This window comes from Vibrio sp. 10N.222.54.A3, from assembly GCF_041474095.1.
GTDB classification, from domain to species: Bacteria; Pseudomonadota; Gammaproteobacteria; order Enterobacterales; family Vibrionaceae; genus Vibrio; species Vibrio crassostreae_C.
Window position 1 is genome coordinate 51,949 of sequence record NZ_JBFRTN010000071.1, and the last position, 23,092, is coordinate 75,040.

23 protein-coding genes are annotated in these 23,092 nt (G+C 44.9%); 8 read left to right on the forward strand and 15 right to left on the reverse strand.

Translation table 11 applies throughout. The features are described from left to right. The first annotated feature begins 80 nt into the window (after positions 1-80). Together AB4507_RS15485 and AB4507_RS15490 are read left to right on the forward strand one after the other, a co-directional pair. Entirely contained in the window at positions 81-800 is a 720-nt protein-coding gene (locus AB4507_RS15485) for a hypothetical protein (protein WP_372181331.1), read from the forward strand. A 59-nt stretch (positions 801-859) separates the two neighbouring features. Beyond that, positions 860-1,093, forward strand: coding sequence for a hypothetical protein (locus AB4507_RS15490; protein ID WP_102427813.1), 234 nt, complete (start codon positions 860-862; stop codon positions 1,091-1,093). Positions 1,094-1,317: 224 nt separating this feature from the next. On the opposite strand, the gene AB4507_RS15495 is transcribed toward AB4507_RS15490, so the two are convergent. The 11 genes from AB4507_RS15495 to AB4507_RS15545 form a co-directional block, all read right to left on the reverse strand. Beyond that, positions 1,318-2,784, reverse strand: coding sequence for a lytic polysaccharide monooxygenase (locus AB4507_RS15495; RefSeq protein ID WP_371724527.1), 1,467 nt, complete (start codon positions 2,782-2,784; stop codon positions 1,318-1,320). A gap of 487 nt (positions 2,785-3,271) precedes the next feature. Further along, positions 3,272-3,631: a DUF6559 family protein gene (locus AB4507_RS15500; RefSeq protein ID WP_102320089.1), complete on the reverse strand. Its 360-nt coding sequence runs from the start codon at positions 3,629-3,631 to the stop codon at positions 3,272-3,274. A 29-nt stretch (positions 3,632-3,660) separates the two neighbouring features. Then, the gene (btuD, locus tag AB4507_RS15505; protein WP_372182917.1) at positions 3,661-4,419 is read right to left on the reverse strand and encodes a vitamin B12 ABC transporter ATP-binding protein BtuD; all 759 of its coding nucleotides are present in this window, start codon (positions 4,417-4,419) and stop codon (positions 3,661-3,663) included. Further along, positions 4,406-5,401, reverse strand: a complete 996-nt coding sequence (gene btuC, locus AB4507_RS15510; protein ID WP_017070911.1) for a vitamin B12 ABC transporter permease BtuC — start codon at positions 5,399-5,401, stop codon at positions 4,406-4,408. Before btuC ends, btuD begins: the two co-directional genes overlap by 14 nt. 133 nt (positions 5,402-5,534) lie before the next feature. After that, a complete protein-coding gene (locus tag AB4507_RS15515) occupies positions 5,535-6,563 on the reverse strand; it encodes a succinylglutamate desuccinylase (RefSeq protein ID WP_372182918.1) in 1,029 nt (342 codons plus the stop codon). A gap of 278 nt (positions 6,564-6,841) precedes the next feature. Beyond that, entirely contained in the window at positions 6,842-8,638 is a 1,797-nt protein-coding gene (locus tag AB4507_RS15520) for a M3 family oligoendopeptidase (protein ID WP_372182919.1), read from the reverse strand. A gap of 139 nt (positions 8,639-8,777) precedes the next feature. After that, positions 8,778-9,395, reverse strand: a complete 618-nt coding sequence (locus AB4507_RS15525; protein ID WP_372182920.1) for a histidine phosphatase family protein — start codon at positions 9,393-9,395, stop codon at positions 8,778-8,780. 9 nt (positions 9,396-9,404) lie between these two features. Next, a complete protein-coding gene (gene cobU, locus AB4507_RS15530; RefSeq protein ID WP_372182921.1) occupies positions 9,405-10,007 on the reverse strand; it encodes a bifunctional adenosylcobinamide kinase/adenosylcobinamide-phosphate guanylyltransferase in 603 nt (200 codons plus the stop codon). A gap of 9 nt (positions 10,008-10,016) precedes the next feature. Continuing rightward, positions 10,017-10,823, reverse strand: a complete 807-nt coding sequence (locus tag AB4507_RS15535; RefSeq protein WP_372182922.1) for an adenosylcobinamide-GDP ribazoletransferase — start codon at positions 10,821-10,823, stop codon at positions 10,017-10,019. Continuing rightward, positions 10,823-11,851 carry a nicotinate-nucleotide--dimethylbenzimidazole phosphoribosyltransferase gene (gene cobT / locus AB4507_RS15540; RefSeq protein ID WP_372182923.1) on the reverse strand — a complete coding sequence of 343 codons (1,029 nt, stop codon included), beginning with the start codon at positions 11,849-11,851 and terminating at the stop codon, positions 10,823-10,825. The genes AB4507_RS15535 and cobT overlap by 1 nt, the downstream gene beginning before the upstream one ends. 43 nt (positions 11,852-11,894) lie before the next feature. Beyond that, positions 11,895-12,506: a flavin reductase family protein gene (locus tag AB4507_RS15545; protein WP_372182924.1), complete on the reverse strand. Its 612-nt coding sequence runs from the start codon at positions 12,504-12,506 to the stop codon at positions 11,895-11,897. A gap of 718 nt (positions 12,507-13,224) precedes the next feature. On the opposite strand from AB4507_RS15545, the gene AB4507_RS15550 reads away from it, so the two are divergent. Continuing rightward, a complete protein-coding gene (locus tag AB4507_RS15550) occupies positions 13,225-13,920 on the forward strand; it encodes an NAD-dependent epimerase/dehydratase family protein (protein WP_017059149.1) in 696 nt (231 codons plus the stop codon). A 185-nt stretch (positions 13,921-14,105) separates the two neighbouring features. Beyond that, on the forward strand, positions 14,106-15,479 hold the full coding sequence (locus tag AB4507_RS15555; RefSeq protein ID WP_372136531.1) for an L-cystine transporter: 1,374 nt from the start codon (positions 14,106-14,108) through the stop codon (positions 15,477-15,479). A 112-nt stretch (positions 15,480-15,591) separates the two neighbouring features. Here AB4507_RS15555 and AB4507_RS15560 read toward each other — a convergent pair whose 3' ends face one another. Together AB4507_RS15560 and AB4507_RS15565 are read right to left on the reverse strand one after the other, a co-directional pair. Further along, positions 15,592-15,984, reverse strand: a complete 393-nt coding sequence (locus AB4507_RS15560; RefSeq protein WP_372182925.1) for a heme-binding protein — start codon at positions 15,982-15,984, stop codon at positions 15,592-15,594. Positions 15,985-15,993: 9 nt separating this feature from the next. After that, complete coding sequence (locus AB4507_RS15565) at positions 15,994-17,004, reverse strand: aldo/keto reductase family oxidoreductase (RefSeq protein ID WP_017059146.1); 1,011 nt, start codon at positions 17,002-17,004, stop codon at positions 15,994-15,996. A gap of 132 nt (positions 17,005-17,136) precedes the next feature. Between AB4507_RS15565 and AB4507_RS15570 the strand changes: the two genes are divergently transcribed. Together AB4507_RS15570 and AB4507_RS15575 are read left to right on the forward strand one after the other, a co-directional pair. Beyond that, a complete protein-coding gene (locus AB4507_RS15570; RefSeq protein ID WP_102393873.1) occupies positions 17,137-18,021 on the forward strand; it encodes a LysR family transcriptional regulator in 885 nt (294 codons plus the stop codon). Between the two features lie 307 nt (positions 18,022-18,328). After that, complete coding sequence (locus AB4507_RS15575) at positions 18,329-18,550, forward strand: hypothetical protein (RefSeq protein ID WP_017059142.1); 222 nt, start codon at positions 18,329-18,331, stop codon at positions 18,548-18,550. 128 nt (positions 18,551-18,678) lie between these two features. On the opposite strand, the gene AB4507_RS15580 is transcribed toward AB4507_RS15575, so the two are convergent. Next, on the reverse strand, positions 18,679-19,200 hold the full coding sequence (locus AB4507_RS15580; RefSeq protein ID WP_010441213.1) for a DUF2058 domain-containing protein: 522 nt from the start codon (positions 19,198-19,200) through the stop codon (positions 18,679-18,681). A gap of 415 nt (positions 19,201-19,615) precedes the next feature. Between AB4507_RS15580 and AB4507_RS15585 the strand changes: the two genes are divergently transcribed. Together AB4507_RS15585 and AB4507_RS15590 are read left to right on the forward strand one after the other, a co-directional pair. After that, the gene (locus AB4507_RS15585) at positions 19,616-20,950 is read left to right on the forward strand and encodes a sphingomyelin phosphodiesterase (protein ID WP_372182926.1); all 1,335 of its coding nucleotides are present in this window, start codon (positions 19,616-19,618) and stop codon (positions 20,948-20,950) included. Positions 20,951-20,989: 39 nt separating this feature from the next. Continuing rightward, positions 20,990-21,940 carry a chromosome partitioning protein ParA gene (locus AB4507_RS15590; protein WP_372182932.1) on the forward strand — a complete coding sequence of 317 codons (951 nt, stop codon included), beginning with the start codon at positions 20,990-20,992 and terminating at the stop codon, positions 21,938-21,940. A 4-nt stretch (positions 21,941-21,944) separates the two neighbouring features. Here the strand turns inward: AB4507_RS15590 and AB4507_RS15595 are convergent, their stop codons facing one another. After that, positions 21,945-22,979: an AraC family transcriptional regulator gene (locus AB4507_RS15595; RefSeq protein ID WP_372182927.1), complete on the reverse strand. Its 1,035-nt coding sequence runs from the start codon at positions 22,977-22,979 to the stop codon at positions 21,945-21,947. Between the last annotated feature and the right edge of the window lie 113 nt (positions 22,980-23,092).

The following is a 23,092-nucleotide window of genomic DNA, read 5'->3' on the forward strand; positions in this document are numbered from 1 at the left end:
AGTTAACCCTATTAATATAAATTCAGTTTAATCACATACTCTCCAGCAAGTTAATTCAATAGAACGACACTGGAGAATCCATGAAAAAACTTAACCTTATTGCTCTACCACTTACGTTACTCAGCAGCGCAGCGTTTGCGACTTCGACTCAAGTTTACATCGAACAAAACGTTGCCTCTAATGCTGCTGATAACGGTGTCTACACCACAGAAGCTGGCGCATTAATCGATACCTCAGAAAATGGACAAGTCTATATAGGTTTTGATGACCAGGGTTGGTTGGCAGCGGGTTACGGGCACGATTTTCACATCAGCGAATCTTTCACGTTCAACTTATACGGTGAACTTAGTAAATGGGACAACGGTGAAGAGTTATTAATCGAAGGTATTATCGATTATCAAGTGAACGACAACTTCAATGTATTCGGTGGATTGGGATATAACCAGTCAGGGCAAGTACTCGAGAATGTAAGCGACACCACGATCAACACCAATAAGTTCATCGCCGGTGCGGGGTACTCACTCGCAGGCTGGGATTTAGCTTATCAATACACTCACGAAAACAGTGATGGATCCAATGGCGGGTTTACCCACAACGATGACAACGTAATCTTTCATCAAGGCGACTACCGTACCAATGAGCACGAAGTCGTTCTCTCTAAAAGCATCGACGACTGGACACCCTACGTGAAATACACCTATTTCAACACCAACGAAGGTGACCTTTACTTGAACGGCCAATCGATGGGCCCGATCGACAACGACAGCATCATCACACTTGGTTTGTCTTACGACTTCTAAATATCTCAGATTCAATTCTCATAGGCAGATGGATTTGCCCACCTTTCGAGGGCACTACTATGAAAATTACTTCTCAACGTAACAAAGCCATTGATATCGCTGCAGCGATCAGTATCGTTTTGTTTTCTGCGATTCCCACCTACGTAAGTGCTGATCACTTAGACTCCCATTATCTAGAGCCGAGTTATCTAGAAACCAGCTATCTAGACTCCTCCTTCGTCGAATTCATGACACCAGATTTTGATCAGGGGTATCTTAACGATGAGATTAAGCAAAACCTTACTCTGGAATAATTCTTCAACACATTACAAAACGTTATATAGCTCTTGTTTTCTATATAACTCTCATCTTCTTATAGAGCCGTGCTGAGTGATTAAGACTTCGTTCCTGAATCACTTTTTCTAGGCTGATGACATTCAAAACCGCAAATGCAGACGCTAAAAAAGACACCACACTCGTCAAAAAGTGTGGTGTCTTGGTTATTATTGCAAGGCTAATTAACTAACAATAGTTAAGATTAGTTGGCTGGACGCCAAACGCCCCATTTGTCATTTTCGTAAGTCGCTTTAGGGTTAGTACCACCTTGAACCCACCATTGTGCTTTCCATGACTGGTTCGAGTAAGTCACGACTTCGCCACCAAGGTAAGTCGCTGATGAGTCCCACGTACCTGGATCTGGCGTAGGGTCTGGGTCAGGAGTCGGATCAGGATCCGGCGTTGGATCTGGGTCTGGTGTTACGCCACCGTCATCAGCAATTACTTCAAAAGTGAAGGTTTCAACACTGTCGCTTTCAATCGAGCTAGCCATAAACGATAAAGTTTCGTTTGCAGTGATGCCAGTGGTATCAACTACGATAGAAGCCGTGCCGTTATTTTGAATGCTTACAGAAGTACCTTGAGTTTGAGTCAATGTCGCCGCTTCGCTTGTTGCAATTACAACTTTGTCGCCAGCATTCACTACGTTGTCACTCTTCACTAGCTCGTAGATATCACCTTTCAGTGGTTCAACACCACCGTCGCCACCGTCAATCAGCGTTAACTGACCAGAAGCACGGCTATCTTTTGAGTTGAAGAAGTTGCGTGAAGGATCGTTTTGGAAGTACATGTAGTGCTGCATTTCAGCGTGCCAATCACCAATGAAGATCGCGCCATCTTTAAACTCTTCGTGCCAGCCGTTAATCTCTGAAGCCAACAAGCGAGCCCAATCGTTAACGTTTGAAGCGTCGATAACGATGTCGAAGCTACGCGCGACTTCACCGTACTTGTTGATGATGTCGTACTTAACCGTATCACCAATTTCTGGCGTACCAAACTGGTCAGAAACAAACAGGTCGCCACGGACTAGATCAGGTTGAGGTGTAGGCTCTGGTGGAGGGGTTGTGCCACCCGCGATAGTGATGTCTGAACAGTTGTAGAAGCCTTCGCCCGCAGCATCATCACGTTGCCAACGAACGAATAGAATCGCATCGCCAGAACGGTCTGAAGGAATAGTGACATTAATGCGGTACTTGCCGCCATTAACCGGAACGTTACCCTCTTCTTGGATAAGATCTAAGTCTCCCCACGCTAGGCCTTTGCTTAGGTCCGCGTTTGGTTTCGTTAGGTAGAACTCCCAGAAAGAAGGGTTGTGTGGCGCTGTCGCATTGAATACATATTCAAACGTACCAGTATTTAGCTCGGTACGAGTCCAACCAGTATGAGGCGCACCCATGCCGCGTTTTTGCGAATCGTTGGCATAACATAACGTGCCGTCAGGAATCGCCGCTTTTACAGCATTGATATTATTGAAATCTTGGACATTTTTCGCGTACTCGTTACGTTGAACAAACGGGTATGAACCCGAAATGTCTTTTGCTTGAGCACACGCAGCATTAGGTGGTGTACCCGACCAAATCCCGCCTTGCTCGTAACACGTGTTCTGACGCGCGCTTGGAAACTCAGACCAACCATGAGCATTTGCCACTGACGGCACACTCGATAGCATAGCCATACCCACTGCTATTTTTAGAATATTATTATTTATTGTTGTCACTTTCCCACTCTCTATTATTTTACCCTAAACACAAAACCAATTGGTTACTAACCAACCAGCACTGTAATTCGAAGGTTTATAGTTTCCGACTTAAAGAACAACGAAAAATATATACGTCAATTTTATCAATAACAGCGGGTTTTATATTAATAGGAATCAGCATCACACAACTCAAACAAATGCGTTGTAGATAGATGATATTGGTTCGAATTATCAATTTTTACCGACAAAAATTACGCATTCCCTAAGAAAATAGATCGCTAGGAAGGTATTTTTTCATTGAATTAATTGGAGTGAAACGCTCGCATAAATAATGATATTGAGTGCTTTTTATCATCATTATTATTACGTTGTTGAGACTGCTGTAAAGTCGCTAAGCTATTGAGCGTATACGTTTATAAATGGATAAATCATTAAACGTTAATTTGAACGAGCTAAACTAATAGCGGCTATTCATGCCAAATCGATTCGACATATCATCGTCCATACGACCGCCCTTCCAACCGCCACCGCCCAACAAATTAAGTACATCACGCGCGTTATATTCCTCACCACCGAAGAAGTCATTAGACACATTATTACGCAGCAATTGAATGGCTGGAGCAATTTCAGCAGCAAGGTCTTGTGGATCAGCAAACAATGCTAAGGCAACCAGTTGTTGGCGCTTACTTAATTCACATGAACTCGTTTCTACTTGCCCAATAGAGAAAAAGTCACTGCTTCCGTACGCTTTCACCAACTTTGCAGAAAGTGATTTGATTACTTTCTTGATTCGTCGTCGTTGAATATATCTAAACATATAGATTGCCTTGTATTGATGAGCTTAAGTTAACCAAACAGCAGATAAGTTTGATTGTCGACCGAGATACTTTTGACTTCGGTGTTGAACACGGACTCTAGCTGATCAGGGGTAAGCACTTGATCAGCTGAGCCTGATGCTTGAAGTACACCTTTATCGAGCAACAACACTTGGTCTGCGTGTCTTAGTGTTCTGTTCAAATCATGGTTAGCCATGATCACAGCGATGCCCTTCTCTGCCACTCGTTCAATGAGCTTGTACAACAAGGCTTCTTGAGCAATATCCAACGGAGCTGCGGGTTCGTCGAGGATCAGCAGCTTCGCGTATGGGTTAAGTGTCGGCCAAATTTGCAGGCACATTCCCGCCAAACGTACGCGTTGCCATTCACCACCAGACAGTGTCTGAATTGAGCGATGAAGTTTGTCTGCAATGTCTAGCATCTGGCTGATTTCTTCCAAAGCTGCGTTGATTTCAACATCAAGGCCGTGTGAGGAGCTTGGCAGTGACAATGCAAGATATTGGAACACTTCTAAGTTGAAGGCTGGCCTTGCGCTTTGGCACAAGTAAGCACGATGCAATGATAAATCTTGTAAAGACAGCTCCGACAAATCCTGCCCGTCGATCTTTATATCGCCTTTGTAACCATCACCAATTCCAGATATCGCTTCGAGCAAGGTACTTTTACCGCTGCCATTAGGGCCGATAACGTGAGTCACCTGCCCTTGCTTGAGCTCAAATGATAGTGGTAATAAACGAGCGCCGACGCTCAGGCTCTTAATTTGAATCATGATTTTTAATTAACATCCAAATGAAGATAGGCGCACCGATACTGGTGGTCATCACACCCAAAGGCAGCTCCGCGGAATCTAATAAGGTTCTTGCACAGATATCAGCAAACACCAACAACGCAGCGCCAGCAACGGCAGACAAAGGAAGAAGGTATTTGTTATCAGTACCAATCGCTAAACGCAATAAGTGTGGCACAACCAAGCCAACAAAGCTGATCACGCCACCTAAAGCTACCGCGCAGCCGACTAAAATAGACACGGCGAAAATTAGACGCCAGCGCAATCTCGGTACGTTTACGCCTAACTGTGCGGCATGCGTTTCGCCAATCATTAACTTATCTAGCTTACTACCTTGCAGGCACAGCCAAATAATCACGGGGATCATCACCAACGTGAGCGAGTGTTGATACCAAGTGACGCCACCTAAGCTGCCCATCAGCCAATACATCAATAAGCGTAGACTTAAGTCATCACTAAAATAGAACGCCCATGTCACCATCGCGCCAGAAAGAATGCCTAACGCGACACCCACCAGCAGTAATTTAGCCGTGGTGAGTCGCATCGTTTTTACCATGCTCACCAGTATCACGGTGAAACAGAGCGAGCCTAAAACGGCGGCAATCATGAACAGTTCTGGAGTCGGAGCAAACGGCAAGAAGAACAGCACAATAACCATGGCTAAGCTTGCACCGCCAGAAATGCCGAGCACACCAGGCTCAGCCAATACGTTGCCTAATAAGACTTGTAAGCTTGCGCCAGATACTGCTAGCCCTGCCCCGATAGCAATAGCTGCTAATAATCGAGGTAAGCGTAAATCAATCAGTAGTTTTTGTTCTAACGTGGACAAGGTGTCCAGAGGGGAAATGAAGAGATCGCCAACCATTAGGTAAATTGCACTCAGCGCGACAAGCAGTGCTGCCATCAGATAAATGGCTCTAGTCCATTTGCGCTGTTTTTGGTGAAGAAGTTGTTGGAAATCCATATCAAGCTACTTTGAAAATGTTCGCGTAACCTTACCTGTATCCCCAAATAAACTCAAGGCTCACACCGTAATGTGAACCTTGATATTTCAACCAGTTGAGCGGTTGTTTTCGTCGTTTAAACCCGAGTCGATATTAATCGTACACAAGCTGACCATGGTCGAATCGCGTTTCAACTTCACACACCATTAAGGCTGCTCGTTGACCGATAGCAACATTACGATTAGGGAACACCACCGCTTCGTTTTCATTCTTAGCCATTAACGGTTTATCACCATCATGACCGAATACTTCACCGTGCTTGAACGCGGTAAAGTTCTCTACAGAATCTGAGAACATGAAATCGAAGTCATCATGTAAACGAACAATGGTTCTGCTCACGCGATAAGTGATGGTTCGCTTAGGTAAATGCTCTGGCTCAACTTCAGCAATCAAGTTACGCATCGCCAAGTCAAAAGCCGTTAGCTTATCAAGTTGGTTCTCACCAATTCTCGCGACCTGCCCTAGTTCCATTGTCAGTGCTTGCGCTTCGAAGTTTTCAGCACTGTACCAACTGAATGTACTGGTTGGCGCATTTGACAACAACACTGCTTCCACGTGCGCACTGTTAATGAAATCAAACAGCTCTTTACTGCGTACTTCGTGGCGAACTTTAGGGCTCACTGCAAACGAGTAATGCTTAGATAAACGGATTGCACAGTGCAAATCTAGATGCCAACGAGTGGCAGGTTCCGTTTCCTTGTAAAACTCAGTAACCAAGTACTTAAGGTTCTTCGCGATGTCCACTTCTCGATTACTCTCATGCTGTTTTTCATCAAACAGACGGTTCATATTCACATCAAGAAAACGAGTATGCGCGTTGGTTGCTTCTGGGTGAGCAATGATGAACAAACATCTTGCTGTCACTTCTTGGAAGCCTGTTTCAATATCCTCAATGAGCTTATCAATCAGCTCCATTGGTGAAGTTTCGTCGCCATGAACACCTGTTGAAAAGATGATGTTCTTGGTTTCAGAATTATACTCCGCGGGAATCACTTCCAAGACACCGCGTTGATGAAGCTTAATTTGAACACCGTTACTCAGTACGGTCTGTCCTGCAACCACTTCTTGCTCAAGATCTAGGCTGTCAAAAAGAAATGATTGGCGAAAGAGGGTCTTCGTCATGCGCTACTCCTTAATTGCACGGCCGTATGTTAATAAATTGTACATAGAAATTGTGTTGCTAGGATCGCACTTATCAACAGAAACTCCGTTATCACTCACAAATACTACCCATATATTTTTATATTACCTGCTGACTTTACTAACCGACATCTGTTCCAAATAACTTTCTCTATTTAAAGCAACTTTTGGCTGTCTCAGCTTTTCTCAAGTCATGTCAGCAAGATAAGAGCCACGTAAGCTAACACAGCTCTTACCTGCCATGAACAGATTGAGATCAATTAATCTTCCTGATCGAGCAATCTTTCAAATTCATCGATTTGAACTTTGACCATGTCGATGCTTTGTTGCCAAAAATCAGCTTGAGTCAGGTCCATTCCTAAGTGCTTTTGAACGACTTCTTCCGCCATCATGCTGCCCGTATCACGAAGCAACGAAACGTAATCGCCGTAGAATTGCTCACCTTTCGCATCGCGCTGAGCGTAAACACCTTTACTGAACAGGTAACCGAACAAGTATGGGTAGTTGTAGAAGCTTACTTGAGAGATGCTGAAATGCAGTTTGCTCGCCCAGAAGTAAGGGTCAGCTTCTGTCATTGCATCGCCATACCACTCTTTCCAAGTCGTTTCCATCAAGTCACACAGCTGCTGAGCCGTTAGCTCGCCTTTTTCACGCTGCTCGTAGAAGGCTTTTTCAAACTCAAAACGAACGGGAATGTTCACCATTAATGCCAAAGAAGAAGAAAGCTCTTCCCACAGCATTTCAAGTTTCTCATTACGTGTTTGTGCTTGTTTTAACAAATGGTCTCGAACGATATTTTCAGCAAAGATCGAAGCGGTTTCTGCTAGCGTCATTGGGTAGCGTGTTTGACACAACGGCATGTCTTTCATCACCCAGTTGTGGAACGCGTGGCCTAACTCGTGTGCCAATGTCATTAAATCTGAGCGGCTACCGCTCCATGTCATGAACACAAGCGGAGTGCGTGTAGCAGCAAACTTGGTGCAGTAAGCGCCTAAACGTTTGTTGGCTGCTGGTGCGGCATCAATCCAACCATTATCAACCATCAAAGCGACAAAATCAGCCATCTCTGGATTTACTTCAGCGAACGCAGTTTTGATCACGTCGATCGCCTCATCAAATGGGTAAACCTTAGATTCAGCGTCACCCAGCGGCGGCATCGCAGCTAAGTGATTCCAAGGCTTCATTTCATCGAGCCCGTGAACTCTTGCCATTAACAGGCCTGCTTTCTGGCCTACTGCTCGATTAGCTTTGGCTACCGACATCATGGTGTCTAGCGTTTCTGGCACAATGCGGCTGCCGTGTAGGCTTGGATCTAGGAAATGTACATCGCTAATCTTCGAGCGCTTTTTGTTTTCAGTCAGTCGCCAACCCGCCAATGCATTTAGGATCGAAGCAAAAGACTCTTGATGCGTCTTCATTGCGCCTTGAACCGCGCGCCATGCCGGTTCTTGTTTGTCGAATTCGCTGCCGTACAACAGGCTCGCGGCTTGTGAAAAACCTAGAGCTTCGTCTTCACCGTCCAGCTTTAGCGACAGTTTTAAAGAACCGGTTAGGTTGTCGTATAAACGCCCCCACCCATCACGGCCATCAACCTTCATCGCCGCTAACAATTGCTCTTCAGCAACACTGAGTCGACTGCTTGATAACTTACGTGAGCTTTCGATAGCAAAGCGTTGCCCTGCAACATCCGCGCTCTCATGCTCTAATACTGCATCGATAAATTCTGGTTCTGCGTGAATTAGCGTGTCTTCGTAAGGGCTGAACGCTTGAGACATTTCAGAGTTCAGCTTCGCTACACGACCAAGCAGTGCTTTGGCTTCTGTGTGCGTCGCGTCTACCGATGCGTAGCAATTAGCGAAGGTGTTGATCGTGCTCAGTAACGTGCCTGCCGCTTCAGAAGTTTGAATGGCGTTTTGCATCGCTAGGATAATATGACGCTTTTCAACGTGTAGGTACAACAGCTCAATACATTGTTGAATGAGTTCAATGTCCTGTTCGATTTTTGCATCATTAAGATCGCGATAAGCAATGCTTAGATCCCAACTCGGTGTTGTCATGACTAAATTCCTTTCACGTAGGTAGTAATACCAATCTGGTATAGCGGCTGTAAACGCCGCTTTATACTTCTATTTATATTTCTGTTTCTATTTACAGATCTAATAGATCGTTAATTCTTAAACTGTGTTTTTTGAACACTCAGAGAACAGGTAGCCCTATCGATTTGACGCTGATAAAGCTCTGCGCAAACTGAGTGATTTGAATATGCGTTATCGATGCGTTTTCTATCGATAGCTTCGAGTACAAACTCGGGTTTTTCCAATCAATATCAAGGCAATGCGCTAACAATATGCGAATCACACCACCATGAGTAACCAACAATATATTGTCACTTGGATCATTCAAAAGTTGCGACCAAGCTTGAGTTACTCTGTCGTGGAACCCCTGTAAACCTTCCGCACCAGTTAATTGATGATTAGCAGGATCTTGCCAAAAGGTTTCTAGCATCTCCCACTTGTCTTCAAGTTCATCAAATGGGACACCATCTACTTCACCGAAGTTCATTTCCTGAAAGTCTGGTGCAACTGATAAAGGCACTGACATAAGCTCTGCAAACAAGCTCGCAAGATCACCACATCGTCTGAGTGGCGAGGAAACCACACTATCAAAGATAATGTCTTGTTTAGCGAGAGCTCCACAGATCTGATATTGAAGATCAGGGTTGACCAACACGTCTGACAATCCGTTAAGTGCTGCTTCGCCTTCGACCTTGCCATGTCTTAATAAATAGATGTTTTTAGTTGTTCCATTAACCATGTGTGCGACCTAGCCTTGAGTATCAAGCAAGTGATTAGATGGTTTTAAATGCAGCGGCAATCCGGCAGCAATCAAAGTTACGCGTTCAACGACGCAAGCTAGCGCTTGGTTCATGCGCCCTGCATTGTCCACAAACAAGCGCGACACTTTACCCAGCGGCACCACGCCCAAACCGACTTCATTAGAGACCATGATAATTTGCGCCGGACTTTGCTCGACGCTTTTAACCAAGACTTCAACCACGGCTTCAACCTGTTCATTGGTTGCATCATCACCCAGTTCAAAGATGATGTTGTTCAACCACAATGTTAGGCAATCAATCAACACCACATCTTCTTTCTCAAAAGACAGCAGTTTTCCGGCTAATTCGACGGGTACTTCATGCTCAATCCACTGCTCGCCACGACGTTGTTGATGGTGCGCGATTCGTTCTCGCATTTCGTCGTCCAAATAAGTGGCCGTTGCAATATAGTTAAGGCGTCCATTTGAACATGCTTCAAACGCACATAATGCTTGTTGCTCTGCAAAACTCGACTTACCAGAACGAGCTCCACCCAATACCAGATGGCTGTTTCGCTGTCTTGCTTGATTAGTTTGATTGGTGTTCGTCATAGGGAACCGTTATAGAAAGCCATTGTAAAATGCAGTAATGAATACAAGGTAAGTCAGCAACTCCATCAACTGTTGAGCAGCCCCCAAGCAGTCGCCAGTAAAGCCACCAATTCGAGCCGTTAACCACTTTTTGAAACCAGTTCTGAACAGATAGGCGACGATAGATAAAACCAAAGCGAATTCAAGACCAAACCACAGGCTTGGCAGAACGCCAACAAGTAATAGAAAGACAAGTTCGCCCCTAGTTTGCTTATTGGCCAATGGCTTACTTTTACTGGTATCTAAATCACTGACATAAGGCATGTCGTAAATTAGCGATGCAGCAATCGCGCGGCTAAAGGTATAACTGGTCACGATTACCATAAACAGTCCCGTCATGCTTATGAGTTCATTCAACAGCACCCACTTGCCAAGCAGAGCCATAATCAGAGCAGACGCACCATAAGTACCGATTCGACTGTCTTTCATGATGGTCAAACGGCGTTCTAGGGTCATGCCGCCACCAATACCATCCGCCATGTCAGTTAAGCCGTCTTCATGGAAAGCACCGGTCAGCATCAAACTAAAACTCATCATCAAAAAGATGGCAATCGAGCTTGGTAACACAGTATCAAGCAACAGGAACAAACCGCCGCACAAGGCGCCAAGCAACAAGCCGACTGTTGAGAAGTAACGACCAGAACGGTTCATACGCTCTTCTGAATAGGGCGTATTCTTTGGCATTGGCAAACGAGAAAAGAAGCCCATAGCCAACGAAAACAGCTCCCACTGATAAGCAGCGCGATCTTTCAAAGATCTGTTCGGCGTATCACTCATTAAACTGTGACTCCGGCGCTCTCGAAGCTCGCCATGTTGTTATAGAACTCAGCGGCCGCTCGGATGATTGGCATGGCTAGTGCAGCGCCCGTGCCCTCGCCTAGTCTCAAGCCAAGATCAAGCAACGGCTCAGCGTCTAGAAGTTCTAATAGAATTTTGTGTCCTGACTCTTCTGAGCGATGCGCGAAGATCATGTAGTCACGGCAATTCGGTTCAATTAAGGTCGCGACATACGCAGCGACTGACACGATAAAACCATCGACCAGTACAGGAGTTCTGTTTTGATAAGCGCCAAGGAAAGCACCGACCATTTGCACTATTTCGTAACCACCGACTTGAGCTAAAATCGATTTAGGATCGAGTCCTGTGCAGCGTGCAACACCTTGCTCAACCACCTCGACTTTTCGTGATAACTGTTCGTTGTTGATACCAGTGCCTAAGCCTACACACTCTGCAGCAGTTCGGTTTGCTACCGCACTTAAAATCGCTGACGCGCTACTGGTATTGCCGATGCCCATCTCACCAAACATGATGATATTGGTGCCATTCGAAATAGTTTTAGATACAAGATCTGTACCCAGTTCAATCCCACGTTCAACCGTTTCTAAACTCATTGCCGCTTCATTGGCAAAGTTATTGGTTCGCGTACCCAAACGCTGAGAGATCAACATGTCACTGTCTGATTCCACAGGCAACAATATCCCCGTGTCGACTACCGTGATATCGATATTATTCACCGCACAGAAGCAATTGATCGCCGCGCCATCGCTTAAGAAGTTCAACACCATCTGTTGTGTTACCGCGCTTGGAGCAATACTCACGCCTTCGTCAGCAATGCCATGGTCGCCAGCAAAAATGATGATACTTGGCTTATTCAATTCGATGTGTTCAACCGCAGCTTCTTTGCCTTGGCTCTGAATCAAAGCCAGTTGATGTGCGACTTTTTCTAGTAAGCCAAGTGCGCCAAGTGGCTTGGTTTTTTGGTCAATTCGGTGTTGGATGTACTGCGAGTATTGGGTATCTAACATAGTTTTTAAAAACGCTTATTCTGGGTACGTTGATATAGGGCTGCTACTTAGGGCGTGCGACAGAAAACACATTGGAAAGCGTGGCGTATTCACCGCCACCCAATCGAGATAAAGGATCAAGTGCTAACGCGTCGATCTTAAGACGCTCACTGTCTTTGTCGATCACGTCTTCGGAAATGTACACGGTTTCGACTTGAGCAAAGATAAGGCTTTGTGGCACTTCTCCAACCTCTTTTACTTCGTACAAGGTGCATCCAAAAGCGACCGCACACTCTTTCAATCTCGGTAAAGAGAAGCCTTCAAATTCAACCAGATCAATGTTATTCGCGGTGACTTCCGAATCACCATGTTCAAGGGTAGCTGCTGTCGCCGTCATGGTTTCGGCAGAACTTGAAGAAGCAATGTGAATCACTAGCTTACCCGTTTCTAGGGTATTACGAGTGGTATCTTTGATTTCGCCGGACGGCTTCTTCCCAACCGATAACATCAGTAACGGCGGATTACTAGAAACAGGCGTGAAATAAGAGAAAGGCGCGAGGTTGTACTCTTGGTCAGAAGATTCCGTCAATGACCACGCAATCGGGCGAGGAACAACGGTTTGTGTCATCAGGTGATAAATCTGAGTGGGAGCAAGAGTATCAAGCTTGAGGTTCATAGCACGTCCTTGGTCTATGTGAATTACGACTCAGTTTACGTGTTAAGCAAGGCTGTATCTATGGCTATGTGGCAGAAACCGCAGAGAGTGTTCTTAATTTAAACAGATCACACTGGTTTTTTCTCAGATTGACAGTCAAATTGACGAACCCTAAAACACAAATAATACTGATAATAGATTTATCAATAAGTTACATTTTGGCATCGTTTATGCCTTATCTAAATTACTTATTAATCTCTCCATTGATAAGTACCCATACAGTGAATGCCCACAACACTGACGCTACACGAAGAAAGACAATCGATTGAAAGACAAAACAGAGCAACGATTTAGGAGGTGTAATGATTCCAAATTCAAGTAAAAGAAAACCAAATAAATCAAGTAAGAAAGCTAGCAAAAAGGTAAGGAAAATCCCACTGTCCTTTACCTAGTAAGAAGCAAGAAAAGTAACAAAGCCCGTCGCCCAGCGGGCTTTGTTATGTTTAACGCCTAACTTAATTTTCAAACCGCATTTATCTTTCCCACCGCCATTATGTTTCATATCGTACTTATGCTTCAGACCGTACTTATGCGTCGAGCCAAACTAAATCATCTCTTTTTCCATAAACAGGCGACTCCCCACATACTACTGACCACTCGTTTAACAAACTTTTATTCGCTTAAAATTCAAACACTGTTTATATTAAACAAGCACTTGTGGAGTGAAGAAGGGATTAAAATGAGCATTTCTGGAGACAAAACATCGGTCGTGGTGGCTGGTGCAACCGGGTTAATTGGTCATCATGTGATGAAGTTGCTCATCGATGAACCCGCCGTTGATCATATCTATGCCCTATCTCGCCGAGCGTTAGATTCACAGTTTGATTCCAACAAGCTCCACACACTCATTCACAGCGACCTGCAAGTTACCAGTTGGGATGACACGAATGCGACGCCTAATCTTGGCGTTATCTGCTTAGGTACGACTAAGAAAAAGGCAGGATCAAAAGAAGCGCTTCGCAAAATCGATGTGGAACTGGTTAGCCAAGTCGCACAGTCGATGAAGTTTCTTGGGGTTCAACGCGTAGCGGTCGTTTCTAGCTATGGCGCTTCACCAGATTCCTATTCGCACTACCTTCGCTGTAAAGGACAAATGGAACAAAATTTAAAACGTATTGGCTTCAAGCAGCTTTTCATCGCACGCCCTGGGCCTCTGGTGGGTGAGCGTGATGAACCTAGAGCTGATGAAAAACTCCTGCAAAGTGTCTTTCCTCTGCTGTCTCCATTTATGCTTGGTAAGTTCAAAAACCTACGCCCTATTCAGTCGGAAGACGTAGCCAAAGCAATGTTGTTCCGGTTATTCGAAAATAATTTCCAAAATATCGAAATTTACTCGTCAAGTGACATGCTCAATTTATTGGCAAAATATCGCTAAAAAGCTCACCTATTCATCACAATGTTGAATATCCACCCATCCTATTGAGTGGATATTACTAATCGTTCTAATAAATTACTTTTCCTTATTTTACGTTTTGTTACAGGTCGCTACTGTAGCTAACAGTATTTGCGCCCATATATCTAAGCGCCCTATCGATTTAAAGAGATTCATAAGGAAAACAAATGTCATTTTCAGCTATCGCTGCCTTAGCGGTATTCACTGGTATCCTCTTTTTTCTCTACGGACAGCAGAAAAAAGAAAACACACTTTCTCGGCTCGTTTTACTCGGTTTAGTATTTGGTAGCGCATTTGGTCTTGGTCTACAGCTGTTATTTGGTGAAGGCAATCCGGTCATCAACGAAACACTAGACTGGGTAAATATTGTTGGCCGTGGTTATGTTGGCCTACTGAAAATGGTGATCATGCCATTAGTATTGGTTTCAATGATTGCAGCAGTAGTGAAGCTTGAAAAAGGCGGCTCACTGGGCAAGATTTCTGGTATCACCATTTCTGTACTGTTAGCAACAACCGCGATTTCTGCGATTGTTGGTATTGTTGTAACGCAAGCATTCGGCCTGTCTGCTGAAGGTTTAACAGAAGGCGCTCGCGAAACAGCACGTATCGCAACACTTGAAAGCCGCATCGGTAGCGTTTCAGACCTAACAATTCCACAAATGCTGATCAGCTTTATTCCGACTAACCCATTTGCAGACCTAGCGGGGGCTCGCTCTACGTCTATCATCGCGGTTGTTATCTTTGGTGTGCTAACGGGCATCGCTGCTCGTAAAGTGATGGCAGAGAAAGAAGAACTAGAATCTCCAATCCGTACTTTCGTTGAAGCGTCACAATCTATCGTTATGCGCTTAGTTAAGATGATCATGGCACTAACGCCATACGGCATCGCAGCGTTAATGGCGAAGGTAGTTGCAACATCAAGTGCTTCTGACATCCTCAGCCTACTGGGTTTCATCGTTGCATCTTACGTTGCGATTCTACTGATGTTCGTCGTACACGGTGTGTTGGTTTCTTTTGTTGGTGTAAACCCGAAAGAGTACTTCCAAAAGATCTGGCCTGTACTGACGTTCGCTTTCACGTCTCGTAGTTCTGCAGCAACAATTCCACTGAACGTTGAAGCTCAAATCACTAAGCTAAACGTGCCACCAGCGATTGCTAACCTGTCTGCCTCTTTCGGTGCGACGATTGGTCAAAACGGTTGTGCGGGTATCTACCCTGCAATGCTAGCAGTCATGGTTGCGCCTACAGTTGGCATCGACCCAATGGACATCAACTTCATTCTGTCTCTGATTGCTATTATCACAGTGAGCTCATTCGGTATTGCTGGCGTAGGTGGCGGTGCAACGTTCGCGGCGCTTATCGTACTTCCTGCTATGGGCCTTCCTGTAACGATTGCAGCACTGCTTATCTCTATCGAGCCACTTATCGATATGGCACGTACGGCGCTTAACGTATCTGGTGCTATGACAGCCGGTACGATCACAAGCCGCCTATTAGGCAAGAAAGACAAGCAACAAGATCTGGAACAAGCGAACGCTTAATGGGTTCGATTGATTCAAGCACTTGAGTCTCGTTAAACAAAAAAACCGATGCACATGCATCGGTTTTTTATTATCTGTTACTTCTAACTTCCATTACTTCACGAGCAACAGCTTAGAACACAAGTTGAATGACTTTTTCGGCAAGTGCTTCATCGTCGTCTTCACTTAATCCGCTGACACCAATAGCGCCAATCACCTGCCCATTTAATTCAATGGGAACACCGCCTTTAAAGCCAGTGATCTTTGGGTCAGTCCAGTAACTTAAGTCTTTACCAGTTTCTCTCGCCCAAGCACCTAAGTTACCGCTTGGCTGTCTATCTCTTGCAGATGTATAAGCTTTGTTCTGTGCTAACAATCCGGCTTGAACACTCACATTATCCATGCGAATAAACGCCTGTAACTCACCGTGCGTATCACACACGCTCACCGCGATTGCTTGTTGATTACGCTCAGCAATGTCTAGAGCGTTAGACACCAGTTGTTGCGCGATCTTTTGATTCAACATATTCATTCCTTATGGCAGTGCTTGACCACGTGAGTACACGTATAGGTTGTACCACTCTTCACGAGACAGGTTTATCTGAGTCGCGACTGCCGAAGCTTTGATTCGCTCTAGATTTGTGGTGCCAATTACAGGTTGGATACGAGCAGGGTGACGAAGCAAAAATGCCAACACAATCGCTTCACTTTCTACGCCATATTGGTTCGCTAACTGAGCCACGTAGTGCGCTGTCTTTTTCACGTTTTCATGTTCTGAATACAAACCTTGCTCAGCAAATCGGCCTTGTGCCAAACAGCCCCAAGCTTGCAGTTGGATGTTATTCAATTGGCAATGTTCAAGAGTGCCTGCGGCGAAGTCTGATTGATGGTGCCCTTGCGAGTTAATCATCACCCCATCATTCAACCAATCCAATTTGGCTAAGCTCATCTCAACTTGATTCGCGACGATGGGTTGCCCAAGCGCAGATTGCAGGTACTGAATTTGATGGCTGTTCATGTTCGACACACCAAAATAATCGACCTTACCTTGCGCTTTTAAGTTCTCTAACGTTCTTGCTAGCTCATCGAGTTCCATCAAAGGATCAGGGCGGTGCAATAACAGCACATCAAGCTTTTCAGTATTCAATCGATTGAGAATACCGTCTACCGATTGGCCTACCCAATCAGCCGAGAAATCATAACGACCAACATTGCCCTCGCCTTCAAAACGAATCCCACACTTAGATTGAATGAACATCTGTTCACGCAGATCAGGCGCTTGTTGTAATGCTTGACCAAAGGCTTGCTCAGCTTTGCTGAAGGTATAGATATCCGCATGGTCGAATAAGTTAATGCCCGATTCTAGTGCGGTGCCGATTACGCTTCGTGTTTGAGCAACATCCGCACTCGTCACTGGATTATCATTCCAGCCACCACCTAACCCCATGCAGCCATAGGCAATTTGCCCAACATTCGGTAGATAATTTGATAATGGGATACGTTTTTTGTCATTCGTTTTGTTTGTAGATTCAGTGCTGTTCGTCATATCGATTCTCGCTTAGAAGATTTGCTGACCAGAAATATGCCTCTATCATATTGTTCTTTTAAAAAAACAGAATATGCTAGTTACGAAATGATTGTTTGATATGACGAACAATAGATTGGTAGGAACGCGCGAATGAACGAACACAAAAGAATAGAACGACTGATCCTGTTTGTAGAACTTGCTCAGCAACTTAATTTTACCAAGGCAGCCGAAAAGCTCGGTATCTCTAAGAGCTACCTTTCTGAACAGATCAAACGTTTAGAGAACGATTTACAGTGCCCGCTTTTGGTCAGAACCACTCGCAGTGTTCGTTTAACCCAAGAAGGCGAACGCGCGTTACAACAAGGCTTAACGATTCGCTCGCAAGTCTTACAGCTTGAACGCAGTGTTTCTGAGCAACACGACATCGTCAAAGGCCTATTACGCCTCACTGCGCCAAAGATGTTTACTGAGGTATATCTATTCGATATCTGCCAACAGTTTAGGCAGCAATACCCTGAGATTCGTTTCGAGATAAACAGTAGCTACACCAACTTTAATCTCAATCAAGATGATATCGATATCGCGTTTCGTGCCACCAATACGCCACCTGACAACATGGTGGCGAAACACTTGATTAGCTATCAACATGATTTAGTCGCGACTCCCGGTTATCTTAACCAATTTGGTCGCCCTACCAATGTGAGTGACTTAAGTGATCATCAATGCTTAGCAACTCTGCACCAAACCGAGTGGCCTTTAAAATCGGTAAATATTGATGTGTCCGGCTGGCTTTCAAGTAATGACAACCACCTGCTTAAGCAACAAGCTATGGCAGGCAGTGGCATCATCCGTATTGCAAGTTACTACGTTGCGAAAGAGGTCGAACTGGGAGAATTAGAGCGAGTGCTGCCTGATGAATGTCTGCAACAAGGCAACAGTATTTATCTGTTCTATCCGCAAGTTATTTATCCGGCAAAGAAACACCAAGTGTTCGTTAAATTTGTTCAGAATTACTTTGAAAGCTTAAGTCGATAAAATGATGCACAGCTCACTAGGGCTTGTTGGTTTCATCTGGCCAACATATTCGTCGTAGCGAGCTCTACTTCAACCTCTTCGGCTGAATGTGATACCAGTGAAAGTCGACTATATGGCCGATCTACTTTCAAGCCTACTCGTCCTAGTTCTTTTATTTTTTCTTGCTCTTACATTTACATTAATACCTAAACATTCACTCTACGAATCGTTTTTTATTGACTTAAAAATGAAATCATAACGACACACTAATTTGCGTAACTTAGGGTGCAAATAGGCAATCAGATTACAGTGCCTATCAGGAGGATGTATGAAACCAAATCGATCTACGGTACTCACTGGACATGTAAAACACTGCCCATGCTGCTCTACCGAACTGGTCATCAAAGACCACATTCACGTTTGCCCGCGCAATGAAATTGGCGACTGTTACTTCGATGGCTATGACCAACACGAACAGCGCGCTAATACCGATTTTATCGATCATGCAAGTGCCAATGATAGCCTTGTTTACGGCATGTCAGAACACTAAGCGTTATTCAAGATTTGTTGAAGTCATTTCGCGCCAAAAAAAATGCAGCGCCAATCGAGTGATTGTTCGCTGCATTCTTAGATCCTGTAAACTTAGCTAACCATTAAAATAGAGCTAGGTAAAACGGATTACCACATTAGATCATCTGGGATCACGAAGTCTTTGTACGGGTCATCTTCGTCTACTTCGTCTGTGCTACCTGCCTGCGTATCAACGATAGATTCTTCGTCGCGCATAGCAATCTTGTTCGCTACTGCTGTTGGAATAACAACATAGCTCTCGCCTTGACGAGCAATACTTAGAATGCCTTTACTTAGTTGCTTTTGAGTCAGCTCTTCTACGTAAAGATATTTAACTAGCGTACCGTCGGTGAAGTTGTATTTGATCTCACCGTTCTTCTGTTCGATCTTGTTCATCTCAATCAGTTGCTTCACTTGAGCTTTAATTTCTTTGCTCAACTGTTGTTCTTTCAACTGTTGGTTTAGCTCTTTGTCTTTCGCTTGCTGCGCCAGTTTAGTTTCTTCAGCTGCCGCTTTTGCTTCACGAGACTGAACGCGAGACTTTTTAGAGCCTTTCTTCGCCTTCTTTAATTTTTTCTCATTTACCAAGCCAGCTTTAAGCATCTGCTCTTGGAGTGTTAACTTTGCCATGACTTTCCCAGTTCAGGATTAAAAACGGCACTATCATACCTGTTTTTGAGGTTTCTGTTTACTGAACAAGAGTAAATTACAGAACAATCGCAAAATTTATGCTGATAGCTCTAAGCTGTGTCCATATTCCCTTCTTGTTGCTCACAACCTCCACTTTACCGCGACACACAGTTTTCACTTAAGCACGCCAATATTGGCTGTTCCACCGACTCGAAAGCATTAACTGACCCTATTATTCGCGCGCGTACCACTTATCATTCCGATAAGACAATATGTTAATTTTCAATGGTTAATCAATTTTATAAAACCTTGGCATATATCTCATATTTGAATAAATGCCATAGAGTTATAACCCCAATGTCATAACTCTTGACTACGTTATTCTAGACATCAATCAATAAGGATAACGTAAACGATGAAAACTCAATGGACTTGGTTAGCTGCACTTGTGGCATCCACATCAATCGCTTCGACCTCTGCGATCGCAGACACCGACGTGTATCTCACCAATAACACCAATCAAGTGATGACCATTCAAGCCAACCACACTGGTACCGACCTGCTTCAACTCGGTGAAGAGTGGCAACAGCATGTTGAACAGATTGGTCCTTGGGAGACGAAGAAGCTGATAAGTTTCAACCGCTGGACTGGTGTGAAATCTGGGAAGACCTATGAGTTTGACACTGTGGTATCAAACGCTGTGGGCGAAAGTGTCACGCTCAACCAAACCATGAAGGGACATTGGTATAACTCGACACTGCAACATGGTTTGAGTGCCGCAGACGTCAACCTAACATTGCATGACGATCGTAATATTCATCGCAGCACAACCGATGCGTTCGGGGTCAATGCAGAGCTAGCCCTCAAAGCCGATTCTACAGCGCGCTATGATGATATTTATTACACCATCACCCCACCAAAAGTGGATGAGCAACCAGAGCCGGATGCCAATACACTCAAGGTCATGACTTACAACATCTGGGCGCTGCCTGCCATCGCTTCACATATTGGTGACCGCTATGACCTACTCCCTCAATACGTAAAAGGCTATGACGTGTTGGCGCTTCAAGAGGTGTTTGCTAACGGCAGAGATGAGTTCTTGCGTGAGCTTGCGAAAGAGTATCCTTATCAAACTAAAATGCTCGATAAAGATGGGATTAACATATACGACGGTGGTGTGATCATTGTCAGCCGCTATCCTATCGTTAATGAAGCGCAGTATGTTTTCCCTGATTGCACGGGCACAGATTGCTTTGCTGATAAAGGTGTTAACTACGCGGAAGTTATCAAGAATGGTCAGGCTTACCATGTTTTCGGTACCCACACGGCATCATTCGATACGGACACCGCTCGTGATTACCGACAACGTCAATTCAAGCAGATGCGTGCACTGGCGCAGTCTCTGAATATCCCGGCATCAGAAACTGTGGTTTACAGCGGTGACTTCAACGTGAACAAGCTCAAGTTCCCAAGCGACTATCAACAGATGTTTGCTAACCTGCAGGCTGATGAACCAACATACTCAGGTTACACCGCTTCTACCTTTGACCCACGCATCAACAACTTTGCGGGAGAGCCTATGTCGGGTGGCGAGAACGTTGAGTATCTCGATTATGTGGTAGTGAGCTCAGAGTATGCCGCTAAAGCGCATAACTACAATCGCGTGGATGTCCCAAGATCAACAAGCAGTGAGTTATGGAAGCACTACAACCTTTCAGACCACTTCCCTGTTAGCGCCGTGATCAAGTAACTCGGTGAACCAATAATGCATCGAGTTATATTAATCCTAATGCTCGTCTTAACGGCTAGCATTATTGGCTATTCGTGGTCATCAAAAACGAACGAAACAGCGCTATCTTCTGCTCAACACACAGAACCTAATCCGCGTGTTTCTACGACAACTAATGACGATAATTCCACGCCTACTGCAACCGCTAGTTCGGAAAACTCCGCATCGCACAGCAATCAAGCCCAAGCTGGAGCACTGGACGGTAAAATTCTTGCTGAAAACTTGAGTGAGCTTGAAGGCAAGGCTTTGTTCGATGAACTCGATGGGTTCTGGAAGCTTTGCCAACAACGCGATGACTGCGCAGAGCAACTCGCACGATTGAAATCAGAATTGCCGGGCATATGGTTTGAGTTACTGAGCGACTATCCGCAGCTATCGGCTGACTGGCAATTAACACAAAGCACTATCCCACTTGAATCCATAGAGACTCTTGAAGATCGTGTAGCCTTATTCAAGCAATCTGCACAACAAGTATGGGGAGAGTTGGCCCACCAGCTATTCGCTGACCAGCTTGCTCATCTGGATTTTACGCTTGACGCTAACACCCTTGAAAAGAACGAAGCGAGCCAGTTTTTGGCCAACTATCAAGATTTGCTTAGTGAATGGCAAAACAATACGGGCACGTTAAACGCCGAAACACAGCTTCAAAAATATGAACAGGCAGTATCTTTGATACCCAGCAGCTATAACCCTGCTGAAGTAGCATCAGTCAAAGCCGACCTTCAAGATGCCTACTTAGATGAAGCGCAGGCCAGCAACATTGCCGCGCGAGAACAACAAGTCGCACAACAGCAACAAACCGTGATGAGTTATCACGAGCAACTGGATCAGCTCAAAGCGACCTTAGACTCTCAGCGCTCTTCAAGTTATGCCACTTGGACTCAACACGATTGGGACAGTTACTATCAGCAGCAAGTCACCGATTTCAGGGAGCAGTTTTTTAGCAAGTAACGCTTTAACTTAAACCGTCACGAAACTGCGCGGGAGTTTTATTGATCCAACCTTTAAACGCCCTTCTGAAATTTGCCGGGTCGCTATAACCGAGCCTTTCACCGATGTCATCGATACTCATGGTTGTGCCGAGTAACAGCTCTTTGGCCAGTTCCACTCGAACTTCGGTAAGCAATATTTGATAACTGGAATCATGGGTCACTAGCTCTCGCCTGAGTGTACGAGAGCTACAACCAAACTCTTCTGCGAGTTGTTCTATAGTCGGGAAACTGCCTGCGGTTTGATAAAAGATCGTTTTGAGCTGGTTAGTCAGCAGGTACTCAGAGTCCAGCGTTTCGACTATCGACTGGCAAGACGCAAGATAGCGCTTCAGTGTCGCGGCATCATGAGTCAATAAGGTTTGTGATAAAACCGAGGCATCAAAACGCAGTTCACAATGGCTTTGCTCAAAAATCACCGGGCACTGGAAACGGTCGTCATAGAGCTTGGCGTAGTTAGGGCGAGCATAAGGCAAAGCCAAAGTGTGAATATCCAATTCATGACCAGTCAGTTCTTTGAACAAAGAGACGATTGAACTTAAGAAATATTCACTGCAGAAAGGCAGGAGATCACCCACTTCCAAGGTGTTCTCAATCTGAATCGCTGCTTGATCGGAATCTAGAAACAATTTAACCGAGAAGATAGGACCGTTCAGGCGCAAATACTTGAAGCCCGACTTGATGGCCTCCCCGACATTTTGACTGGTTGATAGCGCATAACCCAACACACCAAAGTGGCTCAAGCTAGCGTGCTCTCCCAACCAAAGCCCCAAACCATCGTGAGGAAAACTCTGATTAGCCGCGCTAAACAACGAAAGCTTGTCAGCGTAAGTCAGTTTTCCATTCGGATCTCGCCAATCCATGTTCGGCAAACCTACATCATTGAGTAGCCTTTCAATATCGATACCTCGTTGCTCTAGCGTATTCAACAGCAGCGCGATATCTAATGTACCCAACTGGTGCCTATGTCCGGTTGGCTTATACTCCGCGATAATCTCCAATCGTCTCTCCTTATATCGAGCCCATTCACATCAACATGACTACTCAGCTTCAACAACACTACTGACAAAATCGTGATTGGCAACGCGCTCTTGTCCGAATATGACCTCCCAAT

Coding starts and splice junctions, on each gene's coding strand:
- AB4507_RS15545 (WP_372182924.1), bottom strand. CDS start 12,506: ATGAACCTCAAGCTTGATACTCTTGCTCCCACTCAGATTTATCACCTG.
- AB4507_RS15560 (WP_372182925.1), bottom strand. CDS start 15,984: ATGTTGAATCAAAAGATCGCGCAACAACTGGTGTCTAACGCTCTAGAC.
- AB4507_RS15565 (WP_017059146.1), bottom strand. CDS start 17,004: ATGACGAACAGCACTGAATCTACAAACAAAACGAATGACAAAAAACGT.
- btuC (WP_017070911.1), bottom strand. CDS start 5,401: ATGGATTTCCAACAACTTCTTCACCAAAAACAGCGCAAATGGACTAGA.
- AB4507_RS15580 (WP_010441213.1), bottom strand. CDS start 19,200: ATGGCAAAGTTAACACTCCAAGAGCAGATGCTTAAAGCTGGCTTGGTA.
- AB4507_RS15590 (WP_372182932.1), top strand. CDS start 20,990: ATGCTCGTCTTAACGGCTAGCATTATTGGCTATTCGTGGTCATCAAAA.
- AB4507_RS15490 (WP_102427813.1), top strand. CDS start 860: ATGAAAATTACTTCTCAACGTAACAAAGCCATTGATATCGCTGCAGCG.
- AB4507_RS15570 (WP_102393873.1), top strand. CDS start 17,137: ATGAACGAACACAAAAGAATAGAACGACTGATCCTGTTTGTAGAACTT.
- AB4507_RS15520 (WP_372182919.1), bottom strand. CDS start 8,638: ATGACAACACCGAGTTGGGATCTAAGCATTGCTTATCGCGATCTTAAT.
- AB4507_RS15575 (WP_017059142.1), top strand. CDS start 18,329: ATGAAACCAAATCGATCTACGGTACTCACTGGACATGTAAAACACTGC.
- AB4507_RS15555 (WP_372136531.1), top strand. CDS start 14,106: ATGTCATTTTCAGCTATCGCTGCCTTAGCGGTATTCACTGGTATCCTC.
- AB4507_RS15485 (WP_372181331.1), top strand. CDS start 81: ATGAAAAAACTTAACCTTATTGCTCTACCACTTACGTTACTCAGCAGC.
- AB4507_RS15515 (WP_372182918.1), bottom strand. CDS start 6,563: ATGACGAAGACCCTCTTTCGCCAATCATTTCTTTTTGACAGCCTAGAT.
- AB4507_RS15535 (WP_372182922.1), bottom strand. CDS start 10,823: ATGAGTGATACGCCGAACAGATCTTTGAAAGATCGCGCTGCTTATCAG.
- AB4507_RS15585 (WP_372182926.1), top strand. CDS start 19,616: ATGAAAACTCAATGGACTTGGTTAGCTGCACTTGTGGCATCCACATCA.
- btuD (WP_372182917.1), bottom strand. CDS start 4,419: ATGATTCAAATTAAGAGCCTGAGCGTCGGCGCTCGTTTATTACCACTA.
- AB4507_RS15500 (WP_102320089.1), bottom strand. CDS start 3,631: ATGTTTAGATATATTCAACGACGACGAATCAAGAAAGTAATCAAATCA.
- AB4507_RS15525 (WP_372182920.1), bottom strand. CDS start 9,395: ATGGTTAATGGAACAACTAAAAACATCTATTTATTAAGACATGGCAAG.
- AB4507_RS15550 (WP_017059149.1), top strand. CDS start 13,225: ATGAGCATTTCTGGAGACAAAACATCGGTCGTGGTGGCTGGTGCAACC.
- cobU (WP_372182921.1), bottom strand. CDS start 10,007: ATGACGAACACCAATCAAACTAATCAAGCAAGACAGCGAAACAGCCAT.
- cobT (WP_372182923.1), bottom strand. CDS start 11,851: ATGTTAGATACCCAATACTCGCAGTACATCCAACACCGAATTGACCAA.
- AB4507_RS15495 (WP_371724527.1), bottom strand. CDS start 2,784: ATGCTATCGAGTGTGCCGTCAGTGGCAAATGCTCATGGTTGGTCTGAG.